This window comes from Actinophytocola sp. (assembly GCF_009379765.1).
In the GTDB taxonomy this organism is placed as follows: domain Bacteria; phylum Actinomycetota; class Actinomycetes; order Mycobacteriales; family Pseudonocardiaceae; genus Actinophytocola.
The window spans coordinates 1-20240 of the sequence record NZ_WHTD01000051.1; the positions used below are offsets into that span (position 1 = coordinate 1).

Consider the following 20240-nt stretch of genomic DNA (forward strand, 5'->3'; position numbering starts at 1 on the left):
CAGCGCGCTGTACCCGCCGGCGCCCGCCCCGCCGGCCACCGCGGCGACGAGCGCCGATCGCCGCGTGGCGTAGCTCGCCAGGGCGAAGCACCCGGCCGCGGCCCCGCCGGCGAGGGTCTGCAGCGGCAGCCGCAGCACGGACGGCGTGAGCGGGTCGGCCAGCTCCTGCGGCGGCATGCCCAGCCCGACGGCCGCGTTCAGCGCCAGCACCACGCCCGCGATCAGGCCCGCGGTCATCAGCGACACCTCGATGGTGCGGCCGGCGGCGGTGACGTTGTAGCCGGTGATCGCGTCCTGCACGGTCGACACGACCGACAGCCCGGACAGCAACACCGTGATCGCGGCGGCGACCACCAGCGTCGGCCGGGTCTGGTCCGGCAGCAGGTGGCTCGCGACCAGCGCCAGTGCGGCCGCGGTGGCCAGCGCGCCGCCGACGGCCTGCTGGAAGAAGAACGGCAGCGCCCGCTTGTTGAGCAGCCTGCCGACCCGGTCGACGAGCGCGGTGATCAACCCGGCGAACACCGCCATCGCCGCGTCGCCGCCGATCAGCAGCGCGACCGCGGCGGCCATCCCGGCGTAGGCGAGCGTGGCGAGCCAGCGCGGGTACGGGTGCGGCGCGGTGGTGATCTTGTTCAGCTCGATGTGCGCGTCCCGGACCGTGACCCGGCCCCGGGTGATGTCGTGGACCAGCCGTTCGACCAGCGCGAGCCGGGTGTAGTCGAGGCTGCGCGAGCGGACCACCCGCAGCGAGGTGGTCGGCGGGAGGTCGACCCCGCGATGACACGTGACGGTGATCGAGGTGAAGATCACGTCGACCTCGCAGTGCGGCAGCCCGTAGGCGTTGGCGACGGCGAGGATCGTGGCGGTCGCGTCCGCCGCGCCCGCGCCGGAGGACATCTGCACCTCGCCGATCCTGATGGCCAGGTCGAGTACGAAGTGGACGGTCGACTCGTCCGGCAGGGCCGGGCCCTGCACCGCATCCGGCTGATGCCCGTCGACCCGCCGTTCCCGGACGAACCGGGGCGGGTCGGGTGCCCGTGCGGACCGGTTCCGCTGGGCGAACCACACGGCTTTCACCTCCGTTCCGGGCGCTCGTCCACGAAGCTGTCCCAGGGCTCATCGAGTTGCCCGGGGCTGGTGTTAATGGGGTACGCCGTGGTCTGGGACACGTGGCCGCCAACGTGACCTACGATGAGCACCGGCCACCGAGCGTGGCCGTGCCGCTGTAGCTCAACTCGGTAGAGCACTCGCCTTGTAAGCGAACGGTTGCGGGTTCAAGTCCTGTCAGCGGCTCCGTTTTCGCCGGTCACCCGTTGGGGTGAGCTTGGCGGTCGTGATGTGTGTTACCCCCCGGCTCGGGTATTCCCGGCCCAACGCGCGTCCAGCAGCGGACGTGCCAGTCGCGCCTGGAAGGGGGCGGTGACGGTGCAAACTCCCGCACTCGCGGCCGTTGACTTCGGTCAGGGAATCTCTGACGCGTGGAGCTCGATAGCCTCGTTCGTACCCAAGTTGCTGGCGTTCCTCGTCATCCTGTTCATCGGCTGGCTGATCGCCAAGGCCATCGCCAAGCTCGTGGACAAGGTCCTGGAAGGGGTCGGGTTCGACCGGATCGCCGAGCGTGGCGGCATCAAGCGGATGCTCGCGAGAAGCAAGTACGACGCGTCGGACATCATCGCCAAGCTGATCTACTACGCGATCCTGCTGATCACGCTGCAGCTGGCGTTCGGCGTCTTCGGGCCAAACCCGGTCAGCGACCTGCTCACGGCCGTCGTGGCGTGGCTGCCGAGGGCCGTCGTCGCCATCCTGATCATCGTCGTGGTCGGCGCGATCGCGAGCGCGGTCCGCGACATGGTCACCAACCTGCTGGGCGGGCTTTCCTACGGTCCGCTGCTCGGCACGCTGGCCTCGGTGTTCATCTGGGGCCTCGGCGTCATCGCGGCGCTGAACCAGATCGGGGTGGCCACCGCGGTGACCCTGCCGGTGCTGATCACCGTGCTGGCCATGATCGGCGGCATCGCGATCGTCGGTGTCGGCGGTGGCCTGATCCGGCCGATGCAGGCCCGCTGGGACCGCTGGCTCGGCCGGGCCGAGGACGAGATCCCGCACGCCAAGGCGGTCGCCGAGGCCTACCAGCGCGGCCGCGAGGACGCGGCGCGGACCACCGCCCCCGCGGAGGCGCGGACCATGCAGATGCCGCAGCCCGCGCCGGCGGGTCACGGTGCGCACACCGCCGGTGCTCCGGGCACGCCGGGGATGCCGGCAGGTGGCACGCAGGCCTACCCGCAGCCGCCCCGGCAGGATCCCGGCTACCCACAGGAGGGCACCGTGCCGCCCGGTCAGCAACCGCCCCGACGGCCCTGACCTGGTACTTCCGCGACGGTCGGGCACGCGGTCGCCCGGCCGTCGCGGCCTGCCCGGACCGCGGCCCGCGGCCGTGCGCCCGGGCGGTTCGCTGCCACGTAAGCGCTTTCGTCGCGGGGGAAAGGTGGAACGGCGCTTCATGTGATCCGGATTCCTTGCGGCGGGGGTACTTCCCATCACCCACGCCGATAGAAGGTTGACTAACCTCGAAGGCCGAACGGGGTTTCGAGGGAGGCACGCCCGGCGTGACGGATCACAGCACGACCGACCTTCCGATCGGCAGCACCGGTGGCACCGACGGCGCCGACTTCATCGTCGTCGCCAACCGGTTACCGGTGGACCTGGAACGGCTGCCCGACGGCACCGAGCGGTGGAAGCACAGTCCCGGCGGGCTCGTCAGCGCGCTGACCCCGTTCCTGCGCTCGCACAGCGGCGCCTGGGTCGGCTGGCCCGGTGTCCCCGACGTCGAGGTCGACAAGTTCGCCGACGACGGCATCTGGCTGCACCCGGTCACGCTGAGCTCCGACGAGGTGCGTGACTACTACGAGGGCTTCTCCAACGCCACCCTCTGGCCGCTCTACCACGACGTCGTCGCGACGCCTGTGTTCGACCGCGGCTGGTGGGACAGCTACGTCAAGGTCAACCGAAGGTTCGCCGACGCCTGCGCGCAGATCGCCGCCGAGGGCGCCATCGTCTGGGTGCAGGACTACCAGCTGCAGCTGGTCCCCGCGATGCTCCGCGAGCAACGGCCCGACCTGCGCATCGGCTTCTTCCTGCACATCCCGTTCCCACCCACCGAGCTGTTCATGCAGCTGCCGTGGCGCGCGGAGATCATCCGCGGCCTGCTCGGCGCGGACCTCGTCGGCTTCCACCGGCCGGGCGGCGCGCAGAACTACCTCTGGCTGGCGCGGCGGCTCATCGGCCTCGAGCCCAGCCGGGGCGCGGTCGGCGTGCGCACCCGACCCGGCATCGTCCAGGTCGGCGACCGCTCGGTGCGGGTCGGCGCGTTCCCCATCTCGATCGACTCCCAGGGCCTGGACGCCATCGCCCGCAGCCGCGAGGCCATCCAGCGCGCGAGGCAGATCCGGGCCGACCTGGGCAACCCGCGCAAGATCATCCTGGGCGTCGACCGGCTCGACTACACCAAGGGCATCGACCTGCGGCTCTACGCGCTGCAGGAGCTGCTCGCCGAAGGGCGGGTCGACCCGTCCGAGGTCGCCATGGTCCAGCTCGCCACACCCAGCCGCGAGCGGATCGAGCACTACCAGCGGATGCGTGGCGAGATCGAGCAGGTCGTCAGCCGGATCAACGGCGAGTTCGCCCGGGTCGGCCGGCCGGTCGTGCACTACCTGCACCAGTCGATCGACCGCAAGGAGCTCGTGGCGTTCTTCTCCGCGGCCGACGTCATGCTCGTCACCCCGGTCCGGGACGGCATGAACCTCGTCTGCAAGGAGTACGTCGCCTGCCGGCACGACCTCGGCGGAGCGCTCGTGCTCAGCGAGTTCGCGGGCGCCGCGGCCGAGCTGACCAGCGCGTTCCTGGTCAACCCACACGACCTGGACGGCGTCAAGAACGCCATGCACGCGGCATTGACGCTCGACCCGGCCGAGGGCAGGCGCCGGATGCGGGCGCTGCGCCGCCAGGTGCTCACCCACGACGTCGACCGCTGGGCCCGCTCGTTCCTCGAGGCCCTGCGGCCCTCGGCGCAGGAAGCGGTGATCTGAGCGGGCCGCGGCGGCAGCGGCCGCGGTCCCGGTGCCGACCGTGTGGATCATGACGACGCGGCCGAAGGTGATCACCCGCATGCGGCAGCCGCGGCGTATGGCCGTCGTTGACGGGCGATACAGTGCGGCTCTGCCGCGGTGTGCCAGTTTGAGACGAGTGTGAGCACACACCCCATTGCGAGAGAGTCGAACGACCGTGACCGTTGCACCCCTGCGCCCCCGCACGAGGTCCGCGCCATGACCGCTGAGGCCCTCCCCGCGGAGCTGCGGCGAGCGATCGTCCAGATCGCCCGCACTCCCCGCCTGCTGGTCGCCTGCGACTACGACGGCACGCTCGCGCCGATCGTGGAGATCCCGGAGCAGGCCCGCCCGATGACCGAGTCGGTCGGCGCCCTGCGCTCGCTCGCCGGCCTGCACGAGACCACCACCGCGGTGATCTCCGGCCGGGCGCTGCGAGACCTCGCCACCCTCTCTCGGCTGCCCTCCGAGGTGCACCTCGTCGGCAGCCACGGCTCGGAGTTCGACATCGGCTTCGTGCACGCGCTCGACGGGCACGCCCGCGCCCTGCACCGCAGGCTCGACGCCGAGCTCGAGCGGCTCACCGCCGACGAGCCGGGAGTGCAGCTCGAGGTCAAGCCGGCGAGCATCGCCGTGCACACCCGGCGCGCCGAGCCCGACGTGTCCGCGCGGGTCTCCTCGGCGGTCCGGTCCGGGCCGTGCACGTGGGACGGCGTGCAGGTCACCGAGGGCAAGGAGGTCATCGAGCTCGCGGTCGTGCAGACCGACAAGGGCCGCGCGCTCGACGTGCTGCGCCACCAGGTCGGGGCCACCGCAGCGGTGTTCGTCGGCGACGACGTCACCGACGAGAAGGCCTTCGCCCGGCTGTCCGGGCCGGATCTCGGCGTCAAGGTCGGGCAAGGCCAGACCCTCGCCGGGTTCCGCATCGCCGACCCGACCGAGGTCGGCATGGTGCTCGCGTTCCTGCTGGAGGAACGGCGCAACTGGCTCTACGGCGAGCAGGCGCCGCCCATCGAGCGGCTGACCATGCTGGCGAGCGAGCGCTCGGTGGCGTTGCTCACGCCCGACGCCCGGCTCACCTGGATGTGCCACCCCGAGCCGGACTCCGCCGCGGTGTTCGCGGACCTGGTCGGCGGCGCGTCCGCGGGCCACTTCTCGATCACCCCGGAGCGCGGCGGGCTCCCGCTGGGCCAGCGCTACCTGCCGGGCACGATGACGGTCGAGACGCGCTGGTCGGGCCTGCTGGTCACGGACTACCTCGACCACTACTCCTACGGCCACCGCACCGATCTCGTGCGGGTCGTCTCCGGCACCGCGGCGGCGGTGGTCGAGTTCGCGCCGCGGCCGGAGTTCGCCCAGGTGCAGGTCCGGCTCATCCCGTCCGACGACGGCCTGCGGGTGCTCGGCACGTCCGACCCGGTCGCGCTGCGCGCCCCTGGTGTGGTCTGGGAGATCAGCTCGGACGGCATGCACGACACGGCCCGCGCGGTGGTCGCGCCCACGCCGGACACGCCGGTCGTGCTGGAGCTGCGCTGCGGCACCAACGACCTCGACCCGCACAAGGTGCCCGAGCGCGAGCGGGCCGCCCGCTCTGCGGCGTACTGGTCCGAGTGGCTCGACGGGCTGTCGCTGCCGCCGGTGGAGAAGGACCTGGTCGCCCGGTCCGCGCTCACCCTGCGCGGGCTCTGCCACGCGGAGACCGGCGCGATCATGGCCGCGGCCACCACGTCGCTGCCCGAGGAGCTCGGCGGCATCCGCAACTGGGACTACCGCTACTGCTGGCTGCGCGACGGCGCGATGACCGCCAGGGCGCTGGCGTCGGTCGGCTCGGTCGCCGAGGCCGAGGGCTTCCTCACCTGGCTGCACAGGGTGCTCGCCACCCTGCCCGGCCCGGAGCTGCTGCACCCGCTGTACACGATCGCCGGCACGACGCTGCCCGCCGAGGCGGTGATCGACACGCTGCCCGGGTACGCGGGCTCCCGCCCGGTGCGCGTCGGCAACCTCGCCAACCAGCAGGTCCAGCTGGACGTGTTCGGCCCGGTCGTGGATCTCGTGGCGGCGCTGTCCGAGACCCGGGGCAAGCTCACCGACGACGACTGGCGCATGGTCTGCGCGATGGCCGAGGCCGTGGCGCGCCGCTGGCACGAGCCCGACCACGGCATCTGGGAGGAGCGGCACCGGCCGCGCCACCACGTGTACTCCAAGGTCATGTGCTGGCTCACCATCGACCGCGCGGTCAAGCTGGCCGAGGCGCACGGCCGCGAGGTCGAGCCGAGCTGGCCGGGCCTGCGCGACCAGATCGCCGAGGACGTGCTCACCAACGGCTGGAACGACGAGGTCCGCTCCTACACCACCGCCTACGACGGCACCGACCTCGACGCCGCGACCCTGCTCATCGGCATGGTCGGCCTGCTGGACCCGAGCGACGAACGTTTCCACGCCACGGTCACCGCCACGGAGGCGGAGCTCCGCAGCGGCTCGACGGTCTACCGCTACCACCGCGACGACGGCCTCCCCGGCAACGAGGGCGGCTTCCACCTGTGCGCGGCCTGGATGATCGAGGCGTACCTGCTCACCGGCCGCCGCACGGAGGCGGAGGACCTGTTCGCCCAGATCGTCGACGCCGTCGGCCCGACCGGGCTGCTGCCCGAGGAGTACGACCCGGTGGCCGAGCGCTCGCTGGGCAACCACCCGCAGGCGTACTCGCACCTGGGCCTCATCCGCTGCGCGCAGCTCCTCTCCGTCATGTGAACACCTGCCGGGTCTTCGGGCAACACATGGTGTGCGGACGATGACCCGACGAGAGCCCTCCGACGACCCGCCGGTCGACCGGGACCGCCCCTACCTCGGTGGTCCCGAGCCCGCGGTGGAGTTCGGCCGGCTGTTCGACACCTACGCCCGACCGCTGCACCGCTACCTGGCGCGCCGGGTCGGCGCGGACGCGGCGCACGACCTCGTTAGTGAGCTTGCGAGCGAACCATGTGACAGGGTGACCGCGAGCGGCTCGACCGAGCCCGCGAGGGGGAGTCGTGCGTGAGACGTTCCTCGTCGCCCTGAACCAGCGGCACACCTACGTCCCGCTACTCGGCTTCCCGGCGGCGGTCGCGCTTGCCGCGGGCGATCTCGGTGGCCAGCGCGCTCAGGTGCGGGGTCCAGAAGCGGCGGAAGTGGTCGAGCCACTGGTCTGCCTCGCGCAACGGCGCCGGGTCGACAGCGTAGAGGCGGCGGGTGCCCTCGGCGCGGACCCGGGCGAACCCGTTCTCGCGGAGTACCTTCAGGTGCTGGGAGACGGCGGGCTGGGTGATGCCGAACTCCGCCTGCACGACCGCCGAGACCTCGCCGGCCGCCTGCTCTCCGTCGGCGAGCAGCTCCAGGATGCGGCGGCGGACCGGGTCGCCGAGGACATCGAAGGCGTGCACGTCAGCCACGGTAACCGATCGGTCCTCAGATAGATCAAAGGTGAAGTGTGAGGGTTGTGGTCCTGGCCGACACGCACGCGCCGCGCCGGTGGACGACCTGCCCGCCCCGGGTGGCCGACGAGCTGCGCGGCGCCGACGTGATCCTGCACGCCGGTGACGTGTGCGTGCCGTCGGTGCTCGACGAGCTGGCCGGGTTCGCGCCGGTGCACGCGGTGGCCGGCAACAACGACGGGCCGGACGTGCTGGCCTGGGGCGCGCCCGAGACGCTGGACCTGGACCTGGCCGGCCTGCGGGTGGCGATGATCCACGACAGCGGGCCCAAGGACGGGCGCACCGCGCGGATGCGCCGCCTGTTCCCGGAGGCGGACCTGGTGGTGTTCGGTCACTCGCACATCCCGCTCGACGAGACCGGCCACGGGGTGCGGATCTTCAACCCGGGCTCGCCCACCGACCGGCGCCGGCAGCCGCACGGGACGGTCGGGGTGCTGGAGATCGCCGGCGGTGAGCTGGCCTCGGCGCGGATCGTCCAGGTGACCTAGTGCCCCCCGCCGGAAGTTCGTCACATGATTCGCCGGCCCAGCTTCCTGCTGGCGGCGTTGCCGGTCCGCCCGAGTACAACCCGGTACGAGGACGAACCGGCGCCTTGCCAGCAGAAACCTGGACTCGCCGACTCACGCAACAGACTCCCGGCGGGGGACACTAGCCGGTCTCGAGCCCGGTTCGAGGCGGGCGCGATGTCATGGTCGAGCGGTTCTCGACCCGACCAGGAGGTGCGGCATGACCCCGACGTTCGTCGACGTGCTCGGGGAGCGGTCCGGGCCGGCGTTCGAGTCCGGTGCCGCGTCGATCGGCTACGCCGAGCTTCACTCGCGGGCCCGGTCGATCGGCGCCTCGCTTCTCGACCGGGGCCTGGTGGGGGAGCGGGTGCTCATCCTGCTGCCGGCGGGCCTCGACTACGTGGCCGCGCTGTTCGGCTGCTGGTACGCGGGTGCGGTCGCCGTCCCGCTGTCGCCGTCCCGCGACCTGGCCAGGGTGCTCGGCGACGCCGACCCGGCCGCCGCGATCGTGCCCGACGGCCGGACCGTGCCAGGCGTCATCACGTTGTCCACTGTCTTGTCTACTGTGGACTTCCAGGCGGCGCCGGAGGACTGGCGGCGGCCGGCGATCGGGCCGGACTCCCTGGCATTGCTGCAGTACTCGGGCTCGGGTGGGGTGATGGTCTCGCACGGCAACCTCGTCGCGTCCGCCCGGCAGACCTGCCGCCTCTTCGGCGCCGGGCCGGACGCCGGCGTCGTGAGCCGGCTCGCGCCCCACCGGGACCTGGGCCTGATGACCGGTGTGCTGCACCCGGTCCTCGCCGGCAGCCGGGCCACCTTGCTCCCGCCCCAGGTCGGGCCCGCCGAGTGGCTGCGCGCGATCTCCGACCGGCACGCCCGGGTCAGCGGCGGCCCGGCGGCCGCCTTCGCCGCCGCGCGGACCATGCCCGGTGTCGACTTGTCCACATGGGACGTGGCGTTCACCGACGCGCCGTCCTCCACAATGGACTCATTCGCGGACCGGTTGGCGGGTAACGGATTCCGCCGCGACGCGTTCTTCTCCTGTTACTGGCGGGCCGAGGCCACCTCGCTGATCGCCGGCCGCCGCGGCCCCGCGGCCACCGAGTTCGACGCGGACACGCTCGCCTCTGGCCGGTTCACCAAGCCGCGTTGGGGCGGCACCCCGGTGGTCGACCGCGGCCGCCCCGCCGACGAGCTCGAGGTCGCCATCGTCGACCCGCTCACCGCGACCCGCTGCCCGGACGGCACCGCCGGCGAGATCTGGGTGTCCGGTCCCAACGTCGCGGTCGGCTACCTCGGCAGGCCCGACGTCAGCGAGCGCACGTTCTGCGCGCGCCTGCGCGGCTCGACCGACAACTTCCTCCGCACCGGCGACCTGGGCTTCCTCCACGACGGCGGGCTGCACGTGACCGACGTCCTCGCCGCCTGAGGTCAGAAGGCGAACACCACGCCGGTGTCGACGCGCAGCGTGCAGCTGTTGCTGTACTCGTGCGTCCACCGGACCCGCATGCCTTCCCACCTGCCGCGCACGGACGCGACCACCGGGCGGTACTCCATCGTGCAGGCCGTCAGCTGCGGCGTGCCAGGCAGCTCGTCGAAGTCGCCGCCGGCCACCGAGACCTCGTCGCACGCCGGCTTCGCGTTCGGGTGCGAGCCGCCGGCGGGGTCGCACTCCAGGCGGACCGTGCTGCTCGCACCGTCGGGGGTCGCCAGCCTGAGGATCAGCGTGGACCGCGGCTTGTCGTCGGCGCTCGCGGTGCCGGTGAGCACGGCGGTGGACAGCAGCGCGGCGACGGCCAGCACCGTGCCGCTGAGCCGGAACGAGGTCATGCCTCCACAGTGGACCTCTGACTCCGGGTGCGGCAGCCCGACTCACCGGTAACGCCCGATCGTGTCCCGGGTGACTACGCGGCGAAAAGGGCTGGCGGGCGGCTCCGTGGGCCGGACATGCTGGAGGCATGCGGATCCGAGAGGCCACCGCGGGCGACTGGGCGCGGATCTGGCCGTTCCTGCGGGACATCGTCGCGGCGGGCGACACCTACACGTGGGACCCGGACGTCACCGAGGAGCGAGCCCGCGACATGTGGATGCAGACCCCACCGGGCCGGACCGTGGTCGCGGTGGACGGGGACACCGTGCTGGGCACGGCCAAGATGGGCCCGAACCACCTGGGCCCGGCGTCGCACATCTCGAGCGCGAGCTTCATGGTGCATCCCGCGCACGGCGGCCGCGGTGTCGGCCGTGCCCTCGGCAACCACGTGCTGGACCGCGCGCGGGAGGACGGCTACCGGGCCATGCAGTTCAACGCCGTGGTGTCGACCAACACCCGGGCGGTCGGGCTGTGGCGGTCGCTCGGCTTCGAGATCCTCGGCACGCTGCCCGAGGGGTTCCGGCATCCCACCGAGGGTTTCGTCGGGCTGCACATCATGTACCGCAAGCTGTGAGAGCCTCGGCGGCATGAGGATCGCAATCGCCGCTGACGAGCGGGTCGGGGTCGCCGAGGCCATCGCCGAGGAGCTGCGCGGCCGGGGCCACGAGCCGGTCCCGCACGGCGCGCTGAACGACGACGAGCGCGACGACTGGGCGTGGGCGAGCGAGGCCGCCGCCCGGGACGTGGCGGAGGGCCGGGCCGAGCAGGCGGTCGTGGCCTGCTGGACCGGCACCGGCGCCTCGATGGCGGCGAACAAGGTTCCCGGCGTCCGCGCGGCGCTGTGCGTCGACGCCGAGACCGCGCGGGGTGCCCGCCGCTGGAACGACGCGAACGTCCTCGCGCTGTCCCTGCGCCTCACGAGCGCCCCGCAGCTGACCGAGATCCTCGACGGCTGGTTCGCCGGCACCCCGAGCGAGGAGGAGTCCGACGTGGCCAACATCCGCCACGTGGACGAGATCTAGTGTCGCGTGACCCTGAAACCTTTACGCCGCTGCGGCCAACGCGGCCCCTGGCCGCGTTGGAGAAAAACCCAAGTACAACCCCGGTACGAGCGGCTTTCCTCCGCCTTGCCAGGAACCACGTTGATCCACAGCGGACGCAAAGGAACAGGATCACGCGACACTAGCTCGTCGCGGGTGTCACCGGGTGCGGCCGGTAGGGCGCCTCGAGCCGGGCCCGTTCCTCATCGCTCAGCGTCAGCTCCGCGGCCGCCACCGCGTCGTCGATGTGCTTCGCCTTGGTCGCGCCGATGATCGGCGCCGCCACCGCCGGGTTGCCCCGCAACCACGCCAGCGACACCTGCGCCGCCGGCACCCCACGCTCCTCGGCGACCGCCCGCACGGCGTCCACCACGTCGAAGTCGTCGTCGGTGTAGAGCTCATCGGCGAACAGGTCGCTGCCGGCCCTGGTGGTGCTGCGCACGCCGCCCCGCTCGCGGTTGCCGGCGAGCATGCCGCGCGCCAGCGGGCTCCACGGGACGCAGCCGACGCCCTCGTCGAGGCACAGCGGGATCATCTCCCGCTCCTCCTCGCGGTACAGCAGGTTGTAGTAGTTCTGCATCGACACGAACGGCGTCCACCCGTGCGCCCGCGCGGTGTGCTGCGCCTTCGAGAACCGCCACGCCGGCATGGTCGACGCGCCGATGTAGCGCGCCTTGCCCGCCTGGACGACGTCGTGCAACGCGGCCATCGTCTCCTCGACCGTGGTCTCGACGTCCCAGCGGTGGATCTGGTACAGGTCCACGTGGTCCGTGCCGAGCCGGCGCAGCGACGCGTCGACGGCCGACATGATGTGCTTGCGGGACAGGCCGCGGTCGTTGGGCCCGGGGCCTGTCGCGTAGTACAGCTTGGTCGCCAGCACGTAGTCGTCCCGGCTCTTGAACAGGCGGCTCAGCAGGTGGCCGGTGATCTCCTCGGTGAGACCGTCGGAGTACATGTCGGCGGTGTCGAAGAAGTTGACGCCCAGCTCCGCCGCCCGCCGCACGATCGGCTCGGCCTGCTCCTCGGTGAGGTACCAGGCCCGCCGCCGCGGGTCGCCGTAGCTCAGCATCCCGAGGCAGACCGGCGACACCTTCAACCCCGACTGGCCCAGACGTACGTAGTCCACGTGGTTGTTATACCGGCGGCAGCGGGTCGTACTGGATGCCGCGCCGCACCTGCCGCGCCCGATCGACCCCCGCGAGCCGCGCGACCAGGTGCAACGCCATGTCGACGCCGGCGGAGATGCCCGCCGAGGTGATCAGGTCGCCGTCGTCGACGAACCGGTCGTCGGGCCGCAGCTCCACGGTCGGCTCCAGCTCGGCGAGCCGCTCCAGCGAGCCCCAGTGCGTGGTGGCCGGGCGGCCGGCGAGCAGCCCCGCGGCCGCGTAGACCAGCGAGCCGGTGCAGACGCTGGTCATCAACGGTACCTTCGCGCGCTGCTCGCGGACCCAGGCCAGGTGGCCGTCGTCGCCGAGCATCGGGCGGGTGCCGCGCCCACCGGGGTGGACCAGCACATCGAGCGGCGGCGCGTCGGCCGGCGAGTGCCGCGCGGTCACCTCCAGGCCCTTGGCGCAGCGCACCGGCCCGGCCCGCGCGGCGAGCGTGTGGACCGCGTAGCCGTCGTCGGGGAAGCCGCGGCACCAGAAGGCGAGCACCTCCCACGGGCCGATCGCGTCGAGCTCCTCCACGTCCTCGAACAGCAGGATGCCGATGTGTCTCACCAGCTCATCCTCCCGCGCCGAGCATGGTGCGTGCCGCCGCTCTCGCGTTGTCCAGCGCGTCGGCCTGGGCGGCCACCGCGTACCCGATGATCGCGCCCTCGTGCAGGAGGTGCAGCTGCGCGCCGACCGCGGCCGGCGCACCCGCCTCCTCGGCGAGCCGCTCGTAGAGCTCCCGCATCCACTCCTTCTCCGCCCGGATGACCCCGACCGCCGGGTGGTCGGGGCCGATCTCGGCGTTGGCGTTGACGAACGCGCAGCCGAACGTGTTGCTCTCGAGCCACGCCTCCAGCGCGTCGAGTGCCTGGACCGCGCCGCGCCCGTGCCCGTCGAGCCAGGCCTCGACGTGCGCCTTCCACCGCTCGAACCGCGTGCTCAGGTAGAGCGCGACGAGCGCGTCCTTGGACCCGAAGCGGTCGTACAGGGTCTTCTTGGTGGTGCCCGCGACCTCGGCGATCAGGTCGACCCCGACCGCGTGGATGCCGCGCGTGTAGAACAGCCTGGTGGTCGGCGGGATGCTGTCGCTCTCCGCGGGCACGCTGCTCGAACGCCGCTGGCGGCTCGAGACGCCGCTGCTCGACTCGCTCACCATCCACAGCCTGGTCTCCACGGCCGTGTTCGTCGGCTCCGCGGCGGTGGCCGGGCGGTTGGATCCGCCGGCCACCTCGGGCTTCTGGTGGGCCGTGGCCTGGGTGGTCGTGCTGTCGACCTTCGGCGGTTACGGTTGCTACCTGCTCGCACTCCGCGCGTTCGGCGCGACCGGGGCCAGCACCTTGCTGTTCCTGACGCCGCCGACCACGATGCTGTGGGCGCTGTTGATGTTCGACGAGCGCGTCGGCCTCCTGAGCGTGGTCGGCATGCTCGGGTGCGCCGGCTCGGTATGGCTGGTGCTGTCGGCGAACGGGAGGGGCACATCGATCCGCGGGAGAAGGCGAAGCAGCTCCACGAGGCACGCCGCACCGGCGTTCCCGTCGCGCCGTTCACCGACGCCGACCCCACGCTCGGCGCCGACGAGGGTTACCTGATCCAGCAGGAGCTCGTGAAGCTGCTGCTCGCCGACGGCGACCGGATCGTCGGGCACAAGGTCGGCCTCACATCCAAGCCGATGCAGCGGATGCTCGGCATGGACTCACCGGACTTCGCGCCGGTGCTGGAGTCCACTGTGTACGCCGACGGTGCGGAACTCTCCGTCGGCTCGTTCATCGCGCCCAAGATCGAGGCCGAGATCGTGTTCGTGATGGGCTCGCGGCTGCGGGGTCCCGGCGTGACCGTCGACGAGGCGCGCGCGGCGGTGTCCGGGGTGGCCGCGTCCGTCGAGATCGTCGACTCGCGAATCGTCGACTGGAAGATCAGGCTCGCCGACACGATCGCAGACCTCGCGTCCAGCGGCGCGGTCGCCCGGTCCGACCGGCTCGTTCCGTTGTCCGAAGTAGACACTCGACTGGTGGGAATGGTGTTGAGCCGCAACGGGGAGCTGGTCGGCACCGGCGCCGGCGCGGCCGCGCTCGGCGACCCGGTCGGCGTGGTGGCGTGGCTCGCGAACACCCTCGGTGAGCGCGGCGTGGCGCTGGAACCCGGTCACCTGGTCATGACCGGCGCGCTGCACGCCGCGGTGCCGATGGCCGCCGGTGACGTGTACCTCGCCGAGTTCGACCGCCTCGGGTCGGTGACCGTCCGGGTCGTGGACTAGGTGGCTGGCGTCCACTCCGGGTCGCGGCCGAGGAAGGCCAGCAGCCGGGTGTGGATCGGGGCGTCGTCGGGCGCCGGGAGCGCGCGCGCGAACGCACCGTCCGGGCCGCGCAGGCCGTCGGGGAACCCCTCGGTGATGCGCAGGGCGACCCGCGCGAGGTCCGTGTCGAAGGTGACCGGGATGCCCGCGGCGCGGCCGATGTCCCAGCCGTGCACGAGGACGTCGGCGAGGTGCACGGCGACGACACCGCGGCCGTCGGTGGGGAACTTGCCGAGGGTGAACTGCCTGGTGAGCGTCGCCGGGTCGCGGAAGGTCTCGGTGAACGCCTGACCGGTGCGCGCGAACCCGATGCCGATGTCTACTTCGGACTCGTCGCGAGCCTGCGCGACGTGTGCCCTGTTGTTCTCCACCATGTGCTCGATGATCTGCCACACCGTCCACTTCGTACATGGTGTCGGCGCGTCCAGCAGCCCGGCCGGCACCTGGTCGATGATCGCGCTCGTGGCCGCGCCGGCGCGCCGGTCCAGCTCGATGAGATCCATGACATCCCCTTTGTGAACGATCGTGCTAAATGTTTGAGGGAACGGTAGCGGCTATCCACAAGCGGTGTCCACAGTTGTGGAAGAAGTCAGCACGATCGTCTAGATTGTGAGTCGTGTCGACCGACGGCCGCGTACTGCGCGGCGAGCAGACCCGGGCCACCGTGCTGGCGCACGCGATGGGCATCGCGTCGGTGGAGGGGCTGGCGGGCCTGTCCATCGGCCGGCTGGCGAGCGAGCTCGAGGTGAGCAAGAGCGGTGTGTTCGCGAGGTTCGGCTCGAAGGAGGAGCTGCAACTCGCCACCGTCGCGGCCGCTCGCGAGATCTTCGTTGAGCGGGTGGTGCGCCCGGCGCTGGAGTCGCCGCCGGGCCTGGACCGCCTGTGGCGCTTGTGCGACGGCTGGCTGGCCTACTCCCGAGGCCGCGTCTTCCCCGGCGGCTGCTTCTTCTTCGCGACCGCCGCGGAGTACGACGCCCGCCCCGGCAGAGTGCGGGACGCGGTCGCCGCGGCCCTGTCCGCCTGGGGCGCTCTGCTGGAACGAACGGCGGAGGACGCCCGCCAACTGGGCCACCTCGAGTCCACATGCGACAGCCGGCAGCTGGCCTTCGAGCTGGACGCGATGGTCTCGGCGGCCAACGCCCGCTCGGTCCTCCACGACGACGACACGGCCTACGACCTGGCCGAGACCGCCGTACGAACCCGCCTGCGAACCCTGGCCACCGACCCGACCACCCTCCCGTAACCGCCCCCGTCGCCCGAACGTCCCCCACCCACCGAGAACCCCGCGAGTCCAACGCTCAGGACCCGCGAGTCCAACGCTCAGGACCCGCGGCTGGTCAGGACTGGGTGTAGGCGTCCAGGGTCGGCAGCTCGCCCAGCGCGGCCGCGATCGCGAGCTTGTCCTGGTACTCCCGCCAATGGACGATCTGCCCGTCACGCACGCGCAGCACCGCCACGAACGGGGCGGACGCCTCCTTCCCCGTCGTCAACACCATGCCGCCGAGCTCGTACTCCAGCACCAGCACCTCCGGGTCGGTCGTCTCGTGCACCGCGGTCCACGTCAGTGACTCGAAGCGCACCTGCAGCGACTCGCGCGCGGCCCGGGTCGCCGCCACGAAAGCGTCGCGGTTCTCGAACCGGCGCGGCTGGCCCGGCGGGGCGAACGGCGCCTCGATCACCACGTCCGGTGCCCACACGTCCATCGACCGGTCGCGGCCCAGGAAGTAGTCCTCGATCCGCTTCAGCACGTCCTTCATCGATCACTCCAATCCGACACGGTAAGATGAGTGAGCGCTCACGTTAATGATTATGAGTGGGGACTCATCTTGTCAAGCAAGCCGTTGCGGGCCGACGCCCGGCGCAACAGGGAACGCATCCTCGCCGCCGCCGAGGAGGTGTTCGGCCGGCGCGGCACGAGCGCGTCGACCGAGGAGGTCGCGGCAACCGCCGGGGTCGCGATCGGCACCGTGTTCCGGCATTTCCCGACCAAGCAGGACCTGCTGTCGGCCATCGTCAAGGAGCTGCTCACCCGGCTCACCGCCGAGGTCACCGAGCTCACGTCCGCGGACCCGACGACCGCGCTCTTCGACTTCTTCGCCGGCGTCGTGGAACAGGCCGCCGCGAAGAAGTCCGTGGTCGACCTGCTCGCGGCCGGCGGGATCGAGGTGGGTGTGGCCGAGCCGCTCGCCACCCTGCGCGACGCGATCGGCGCACTGCTGACCCAGGCGCAGCAAGCAAACGCGGTACGCGAAGGGGTCCGGCTCGACGAGGTGATGGCGCTGCTCACGGCCACCGCTCAGGGTGCGCTGCACGGTGGCTGGGACGACGACCTGCGGCGCCGCACCCAAGAGGTGATCTTCGCGGGCCTGCGGCCGTAGTGGCCTCCGGCCTCGGGTTCCACCCTAGTGTCGCGTGACCCTGAAACCTTGACGCCGCTGCGGCCAACAGCGGCCCCTGTCTGTGTTACGGCGTTGGAGAAAAGCCCAAGTACATCCAGTACGAGCGGCTTTCCTCCGCCTTGCCAGGAACCACGTGGATCCACAGCGGACGCAAAGGAACAGGATCACGCGACACTAGGCTAAGTCCTATTTGGTTACATAACTGTGACCTGGGCGAACACGGCTAGCACCGCATCAGGCCCACACACCGTTGCGGCTGGAGACATATGTCCGTAGGCCAGGTGGTTACCGCGTGGAGTAGCACGGCGGATCGGTAGACAATGGCGAGTCGTAGCGGGTGGCTAAGCCGCGCCATTGTTCGACCCGGATGAAGCCGCGTTCAACGACGTTGCGTGCGCGGTAGTCGACTGGGTCGAACGCGGGCGGTCGGCCGCCGCGGGAGCCGCGGCGTTTGCGGTGCCCGGACTGGTCGGCAGGCTCGGGGATCACGGCGGTGATGCCGCGAGTTCGCAGATGCCGTCGGATCGCTCGTGACTAGTAGGCCTTGTCGCCTCGGCCGCGGCCGGGGCGAGTACGTCTTCTAATCTTTTTCTGCGGTGGTGTCGAATGGCGTCGAGCCAGTTCGTGGCCAAGGTGAGAGACCGGCAACGGGCCGGTCGCCACACCGGAGGCCCACGATGTCCGTCATCACCACCGCTCCCGCGAAACCACTGATCACCGGCGGCCTGACCGCCGCGGCCGTCGCCGCCGCGGCGACCGCGACCGTCGCCGCGGCGGGTGAGTTCGCCGGGATCAGCCTCGTTGTCAACGGCGCGCCGATCCCGGTGTCCGGGTTCGCCGTGCTGACCGTCATCTGCTCCGTGGTGGGCCTGGTGCTGGCCTTGGTGCTGGCCCGCTCGGCTCGCCGTCCGCGCACGGCGTTCGTCCGCACCACGATCGTGCTCACCGCGTTGTCACTGGTACCGGATGTGCTCGCGGACGCGTCCGCGGCCACGAAGATGCTGTTGATGTTGACGCACGTGGTCGCCGCCGCGATCGTGATCCCGGCCATCGCCCGCCGCCTGTCCGCCTGATCCTTCGAAGGAGTTCGCCATGAACCAGTACCTGCTCGCCGTCCAGTTCGACGAAAGCGCGCCGTCGCCGTCCAAGAAGGAGTTGCAGGAGCAGATGGCTCGGACGGGCAAGGTCATCGACGAGATGCGGTCCGCCGGTTCGTGGGTGTTCGTCGGCGGCCTGCGGCCCTCGCACGCCACCACGGTCGTCCGCCCCGACAACGGCACGACCACGATGACCGACGGCCCGTTCGCCGAGACGAAGGAGCAGCTCGGGGGGTTCTGGGTGATCCAGTGCGACGACCTCGACCAGGCGCTGTCCTGGGCCGAGAAGTGCGCGCTGGCCTGCGGGTGCCCGATCGAGGTGCGCCCGTTCAACGACGGCTCGGAGGACTGAGCGCGGATGGATCTGGACGGCGTCTACCGGGCGGAGTACGGCCGGTGCGTGGCCACGCTGACGCGCCTCCTCGGTGACATCGGGCTCGCCGAGGAGGCCGTCCAGGACGCGTTCGCGGTGGCCGTCCAGAAGTGGGCCGAGGCGCCGCCGGCCAATCCCGGCGCGTGGATCGTGACCACCGCCCGCAACCGGGCGATCGACCGCCTGCGCCGGGAATCCACCCGGGAGGCCCGCCACGCGCAGGCGCTGCTGCTGCACCAACCCGACGAGCCGGAGGAGGTGGGACCGGTGCGCGACGACCAGCTCCGCATGATCTTCACCTGCTGCCACCCGGCGCTGTCGCCGCTCGCGCAGACCGCGCTCACCCTGCGCCTGCTCGGCGGGCTGGAGGTGGCGGAGATCGCGCGGGCCTACCTGGTGCCGGAGGCGACCGTCTCCCAGCGGATCGTCCGCGCGAAGAAGAAGATCCGCGACGCCGGCATCCCCTACCGGGTGCCCGACGCCGCCGAACTCCCCGATCGGCTGACCTCGGTACTCACCGTGCTCTACCTGGTCTTCAACGAGGGATACACGTCCACGTCGGGGGAGCTGCTGCGGACGGACCTGTGTCTGGAGGTCGTCCGCCTGGCGAGGGCGCTCGCCGAGCTGATGCCCGACGAGCCGGAGGTGATCGGGCTGCTGGCGCTGCTCCTGCTCACCGAAGCCCGGCGGCCGGCGCGGGTGGGGCCTTCGGGTGAACTGGTGGTGCTCGCGGAGCAGGACCGGTCGTTGTGGAACCGGGAACTGATCGCCGAGGGGCATGAGCTGGTGCGGCGGTGCCTGCGCCGTGATCAGCCGGGGCCCTACCAGGTGCAGGCCGCGATAAACGCCGTGCACACGGACGGGTCGGCGACCGACTGGGCACAGGTGCTGGCGCTCTACGACCAGCTGCTGCAGCACACCCCGACCCCGATCGTGGCGCTCAACCGCGCGGTCGCCGTCGCCGAGGTGCACGGACCGGCGCTGGCGCTGGCCACCATCGATGAGCTGGACCTGCCGGGCTACCACCTGCTGCCCGCCACCCGCGCGGACCTGCTCACCCGCCTCGGCCGTACCTCGGATGCCGTCGCCGCCTACGACGAGGCAATCACCCTGGCCACGAACGACACGGAACGAACCTTCCTGGAGACGCGACGGGCGCGCCTGACCCCGGACACCTGACCACCGCCCCACCTGACCGGACCCCAGTGCCACCACCGATGAGATCGGTGCGGTGGTCCGGTCGAACCGAACGACGACCAACCAACCAACGAGACAGGAACCACGATCATGAAGCTCACCACTACCACGTGTGTCTCCGTCGACGGAGTGATGCAGGGACTCGGCGGGCCGGACGAGGACCGTAGGGGCGGATTCGAGCGCGGCGGATGGCAAGCGCCGCTGTGGGACAACGAGGGCGGGACGTTTCTGAACCAGGTCTACCAGCGCGCCGACGCGTTCCTGTTCGGTCGGTGGACCTACGAGATCTTTGCCGGCTACTGGGGAGCAATGGCAGATTCGAGCACCAACCCCATCGCAGTTTCCTTGAACACGCGGCCCAAGTACGTCGCATCGACCACACTCACCGAACCGCGGTGGGCGGACACGACCGTCCTCTCCGGTGACGTCGCGGCCGCCATCGGCGAGCTGAAAGCCAAGCAGGAAGGGGAGCTGCAGGTGCACGGCAGCGGCGCCCTGATCCGCTGGCTACTCGACAACCAGCTTGTCGACGAGATCACCCTGCTCGTCTGCCCCGTGATCGTCGGCCAGGGCACGCGGCTGTTCCCCGGCACCGGCCCGGACGCAGCGCTCGACCTGGTCGACTCACGGTCCACCCCGAAAGGGATAACGATCCAGGTCTACCGGCCCACCGGCCGCCCGCAGTACGAAACGGCCGCGCCGACCCCAAGCACGTGACCTAGGTGCCGCGCCTGTGGA

At 71.4% G+C, this 20240-nt stretch carries 24 protein-coding genes, 1 tRNA gene and 1 pseudogene; 17 read left to right on the forward strand and 9 right to left on the reverse strand.

Translation table 11 applies throughout. The features are described from left to right. Positions 1 to 1068 (reverse strand): threonine/serine exporter ThrE family protein (locus GEV28_RS17300; RefSeq protein WP_291413107.1); only part of this gene is annotated, 1068 nt, incomplete at its 3' end. A 151-nt stretch (positions 1069 to 1219) separates the two neighbouring features. On the opposite strand from GEV28_RS17300, the gene GEV28_RS17305 reads away from it, so the two are divergent. From GEV28_RS17305 to GEV28_RS17325, 5 genes and pseudogenes are all read left to right on the forward strand, one after another. Beyond that, positions 1220 to 1293 (forward strand) — tRNA-Thr (locus GEV28_RS17305). A 132-nt stretch (positions 1294 to 1425) separates the two neighbouring features. Beyond that, entirely contained in the window at positions 1426 to 2361 is a 936-nt protein-coding gene (locus GEV28_RS17310) for a hypothetical protein (RefSeq protein ID WP_291413154.1), read from the forward strand. Positions 2362 to 2606: 245 nt separating this feature from the next. After that, the gene (locus GEV28_RS17315; protein ID WP_291413108.1) at positions 2607 to 4085 is read left to right on the forward strand and encodes a trehalose-6-phosphate synthase; all 1479 of its coding nucleotides are present in this window, start codon (positions 2607 to 2609) and stop codon (positions 4083 to 4085) included. 237 nt (positions 4086 to 4322) lie between these two features. Beyond that, on the forward strand, positions 4323 to 6854 hold the full coding sequence (otsB, locus tag GEV28_RS17320) for a trehalose-phosphatase (RefSeq protein WP_291413109.1): 2532 nt from the start codon (positions 4323 to 4325) through the stop codon (positions 6852 to 6854). Positions 6855 to 6894: 40 nt separating this feature from the next. After that, a pseudogene (locus GEV28_RS17325) lies at positions 6895 to 7065 on the forward strand (RNA polymerase subunit sigma-70); the annotation flags it as partial. Positions 7066 to 7183: 118 nt separating this feature from the next. On the opposite strand, the gene GEV28_RS17330 reads toward GEV28_RS17325, so the two are convergent. After that, positions 7184 to 7522 carry a helix-turn-helix transcriptional regulator gene (locus tag GEV28_RS17330; protein ID WP_291413110.1) on the reverse strand — a complete coding sequence of 113 codons (339 nt, stop codon included), beginning with the start codon at positions 7520 to 7522 and terminating at the stop codon, positions 7184 to 7186. Between the two features lie 47 nt (positions 7523 to 7569). Here GEV28_RS17330 and GEV28_RS17335 point away from each other — a divergent pair, with 47 nt between their 5' ends. Together GEV28_RS17335 and GEV28_RS17340 are read left to right on the forward strand one after the other, a co-directional pair. After that, the gene (locus GEV28_RS17335) at positions 7570 to 8061 is read left to right on the forward strand and encodes a metallophosphoesterase family protein (protein WP_291413111.1); all 492 of its coding nucleotides are present in this window, start codon (positions 7570 to 7572) and stop codon (positions 8059 to 8061) included. Between the two features lie 238 nt (positions 8062 to 8299). After that, complete coding sequence (locus GEV28_RS17340) at positions 8300 to 9508, forward strand: AMP-binding protein (protein WP_291413112.1); 1209 nt, start codon at positions 8300 to 8302, stop codon at positions 9506 to 9508. A gap of 2 nt (positions 9509 to 9510) precedes the next feature. Here the strand turns inward: GEV28_RS17340 and GEV28_RS17345 are convergent, their stop codons facing one another. After that, entirely contained in the window at positions 9511 to 9909 is a 399-nt protein-coding gene (locus tag GEV28_RS17345) for an SSI family serine proteinase inhibitor (protein ID WP_291413113.1), read from the reverse strand. A gap of 128 nt (positions 9910 to 10037) precedes the next feature. Here GEV28_RS17345 and GEV28_RS17350 point away from each other — a divergent pair, with 128 nt between their 5' ends. After that, positions 10038 to 10523: a GNAT family N-acetyltransferase gene (locus GEV28_RS17350; RefSeq protein WP_291413114.1), complete on the forward strand. Its 486-nt coding sequence runs from the start codon at positions 10038 to 10040 to the stop codon at positions 10521 to 10523. Positions 10524 to 10536: 13 nt separating this feature from the next. Beyond that, positions 10537 to 10971 (forward strand): RpiB/LacA/LacB family sugar-phosphate isomerase, encoded by a 435-nt coding sequence (locus GEV28_RS17355; RefSeq protein ID WP_291413115.1) that lies wholly within the window; start codon positions 10537 to 10539, stop codon positions 10969 to 10971. A 160-nt stretch (positions 10972 to 11131) separates the two neighbouring features. On the opposite strand, the gene GEV28_RS17360 is transcribed toward GEV28_RS17355, so the two are convergent. From GEV28_RS17360 to GEV28_RS17370, 3 genes are read right to left on the reverse strand one after another with little or no spacing between them, the layout of a single operon-like run. Then, positions 11132 to 12115 carry an aldo/keto reductase gene (locus tag GEV28_RS17360; RefSeq protein WP_291413116.1) on the reverse strand — a complete coding sequence of 328 codons (984 nt, stop codon included), beginning with the start codon at positions 12113 to 12115 and terminating at the stop codon, positions 11132 to 11134. Positions 12116 to 12122: 7 nt separating this feature from the next. Next, positions 12123 to 12710 (reverse strand): DJ-1/PfpI family protein, encoded by a 588-nt coding sequence (locus tag GEV28_RS17365; RefSeq protein WP_291413117.1) that lies wholly within the window; start codon positions 12708 to 12710, stop codon positions 12123 to 12125. Positions 12711 to 12714: 4 nt separating this feature from the next. Then, a complete protein-coding gene (locus GEV28_RS17370; protein ID WP_291413118.1) occupies positions 12715 to 13245 on the reverse strand; it encodes a TetR/AcrR family transcriptional regulator in 531 nt (176 codons plus the stop codon). On the opposite strand from GEV28_RS17370, the gene GEV28_RS17375 reads away from it, so the two are divergent. Together GEV28_RS17375 and GEV28_RS17380 are read left to right on the forward strand one after the other, a co-directional pair. Then, complete coding sequence (locus GEV28_RS17375; protein WP_291413119.1) at positions 13223 to 13732, forward strand: DMT family transporter; 510 nt, start codon at positions 13223 to 13225, stop codon at positions 13730 to 13732. The genes GEV28_RS17370 and GEV28_RS17375 overlap by 23 nt on opposite strands. Continuing rightward, the gene (locus GEV28_RS17380; protein ID WP_291413155.1) at positions 13621 to 14397 is read left to right on the forward strand and encodes a fumarylacetoacetate hydrolase family protein; all 777 of its coding nucleotides are present in this window, start codon (positions 13621 to 13623) and stop codon (positions 14395 to 14397) included. The genes GEV28_RS17375 and GEV28_RS17380 overlap by 112 nt, the downstream gene beginning before the upstream one ends. Here the strand turns inward: GEV28_RS17380 and GEV28_RS17385 are convergent. After that, a complete protein-coding gene (locus GEV28_RS17385) occupies positions 14394 to 14939 on the reverse strand; it encodes a TIGR03086 family metal-binding protein (RefSeq protein WP_291413120.1) in 546 nt (181 codons plus the stop codon). The two genes, GEV28_RS17380 and GEV28_RS17385, sit on opposite strands and share 4 nt — an antisense overlap. A 113-nt stretch (positions 14940 to 15052) precedes the next feature. On the opposite strand from GEV28_RS17385, the gene GEV28_RS17390 reads away from it, so the two are divergent. Then, positions 15053 to 15679, forward strand: coding sequence for a TetR/AcrR family transcriptional regulator (locus tag GEV28_RS17390; RefSeq protein ID WP_291413121.1), 627 nt, complete (start codon positions 15053 to 15055; stop codon positions 15677 to 15679). 94 nt (positions 15680 to 15773) lie between these two features. On the opposite strand, the gene GEV28_RS17395 is transcribed toward GEV28_RS17390, so the two are convergent. Beyond that, positions 15774 to 16193, reverse strand: coding sequence for a nuclear transport factor 2 family protein (locus GEV28_RS17395; RefSeq protein WP_291413122.1), 420 nt, complete (start codon positions 16191 to 16193; stop codon positions 15774 to 15776). Positions 16194 to 16262: 69 nt separating this feature from the next. Here GEV28_RS17395 and GEV28_RS17400 point away from each other — a divergent pair, with 69 nt between their 5' ends. Next, positions 16263 to 16814: a TetR/AcrR family transcriptional regulator gene (locus GEV28_RS17400; RefSeq protein ID WP_291413123.1), complete on the forward strand. Its 552-nt coding sequence runs from the start codon at positions 16263 to 16265 to the stop codon at positions 16812 to 16814. Positions 16815 to 17120: 306 nt separating this feature from the next. Here GEV28_RS17400 and GEV28_RS42380 read toward each other — a convergent pair whose 3' ends face one another. Continuing rightward, complete coding sequence (locus GEV28_RS42380; protein WP_367115117.1) at positions 17121 to 17360, reverse strand: hypothetical protein; 240 nt, start codon at positions 17358 to 17360, stop codon at positions 17121 to 17123. A 152-nt stretch (positions 17361 to 17512) separates the two neighbouring features. Between GEV28_RS42380 and GEV28_RS17405 the strand changes: the two genes are divergently transcribed. The 4 genes from GEV28_RS17405 to GEV28_RS17420 all read left to right on the forward strand — a co-directional run bounded on the left by GEV28_RS17405 (position 17513) and on the right by GEV28_RS17420 (position 20219). After that, positions 17513 to 17908, forward strand: coding sequence for a DUF6069 family protein (locus GEV28_RS17405; protein ID WP_291413124.1), 396 nt, complete (start codon positions 17513 to 17515; stop codon positions 17906 to 17908). 19 nt (positions 17909 to 17927) lie between these two features. Next, positions 17928 to 18284 carry a YciI family protein gene (locus GEV28_RS17410; protein ID WP_291413125.1) on the forward strand — a complete coding sequence of 119 codons (357 nt, stop codon included), beginning with the start codon at positions 17928 to 17930 and terminating at the stop codon, positions 18282 to 18284. A 6-nt stretch (positions 18285 to 18290) separates the two neighbouring features. Then, positions 18291 to 19484 (forward strand): RNA polymerase sigma factor, encoded by a 1194-nt coding sequence (locus GEV28_RS17415; protein ID WP_291413126.1) that lies wholly within the window; start codon positions 18291 to 18293, stop codon positions 19482 to 19484. 108 nt (positions 19485 to 19592) lie between these two features. Beyond that, the gene (locus tag GEV28_RS17420) at positions 19593 to 20219 is read left to right on the forward strand and encodes a dihydrofolate reductase family protein (protein WP_291413127.1); all 627 of its coding nucleotides are present in this window, start codon (positions 19593 to 19595) and stop codon (positions 20217 to 20219) included. Positions 20220 to 20240: the final 21 nt, after the last annotated feature.

Bases quoted from the DNA above. Each gene is read 5' to 3' on its own strand.
- GEV28_RS17355 (WP_291413115.1), top strand. From the start codon at position 10,537: ATGAGGATCGCAATCGCCGCTGACGAGCGGGTCGGGGTCGCCGAGGCC.
- GEV28_RS17375 (WP_291413119.1), top strand. From the start codon at position 13,223: ATGCTGTCGCTCTCCGCGGGCACGCTGCTCGAACGCCGCTGGCGGCTC.
- GEV28_RS17415 (WP_291413126.1), top strand. From the start codon at position 18,291: ATGGATCTGGACGGCGTCTACCGGGCGGAGTACGGCCGGTGCGTGGCC.
- GEV28_RS17410 (WP_291413125.1), top strand. From the start codon at position 17,928: ATGAACCAGTACCTGCTCGCCGTCCAGTTCGACGAAAGCGCGCCGTCG.
- GEV28_RS17405 (WP_291413124.1), top strand. From the start codon at position 17,513: ATGTCCGTCATCACCACCGCTCCCGCGAAACCACTGATCACCGGCGGC.
- GEV28_RS17385 (WP_291413120.1), bottom strand. From the start codon at position 14,939: ATGGATCTCATCGAGCTGGACCGGCGCGCCGGCGCGGCCACGAGCGCG.
- GEV28_RS17345 (WP_291413113.1), bottom strand. From the start codon at position 9,909: ATGACCTCGTTCCGGCTCAGCGGCACGGTGCTGGCCGTCGCCGCGCTG.
- GEV28_RS17420 (WP_291413127.1), top strand. From the start codon at position 19,593: ATGAAGCTCACCACTACCACGTGTGTCTCCGTCGACGGAGTGATGCAG.
- otsB (WP_291413109.1), top strand. From the start codon at position 4,323: ATGACCGCTGAGGCCCTCCCCGCGGAGCTGCGGCGAGCGATCGTCCAG.
- GEV28_RS17395 (WP_291413122.1), bottom strand. From the start codon at position 16,193: ATGAAGGACGTGCTGAAGCGGATCGAGGACTACTTCCTGGGCCGCGAC.
- GEV28_RS17340 (WP_291413112.1), top strand. From the start codon at position 8,300: ATGACCCCGACGTTCGTCGACGTGCTCGGGGAGCGGTCCGGGCCGGCG.
- GEV28_RS17350 (WP_291413114.1), top strand. From the start codon at position 10,038: ATGCGGATCCGAGAGGCCACCGCGGGCGACTGGGCGCGGATCTGGCCG.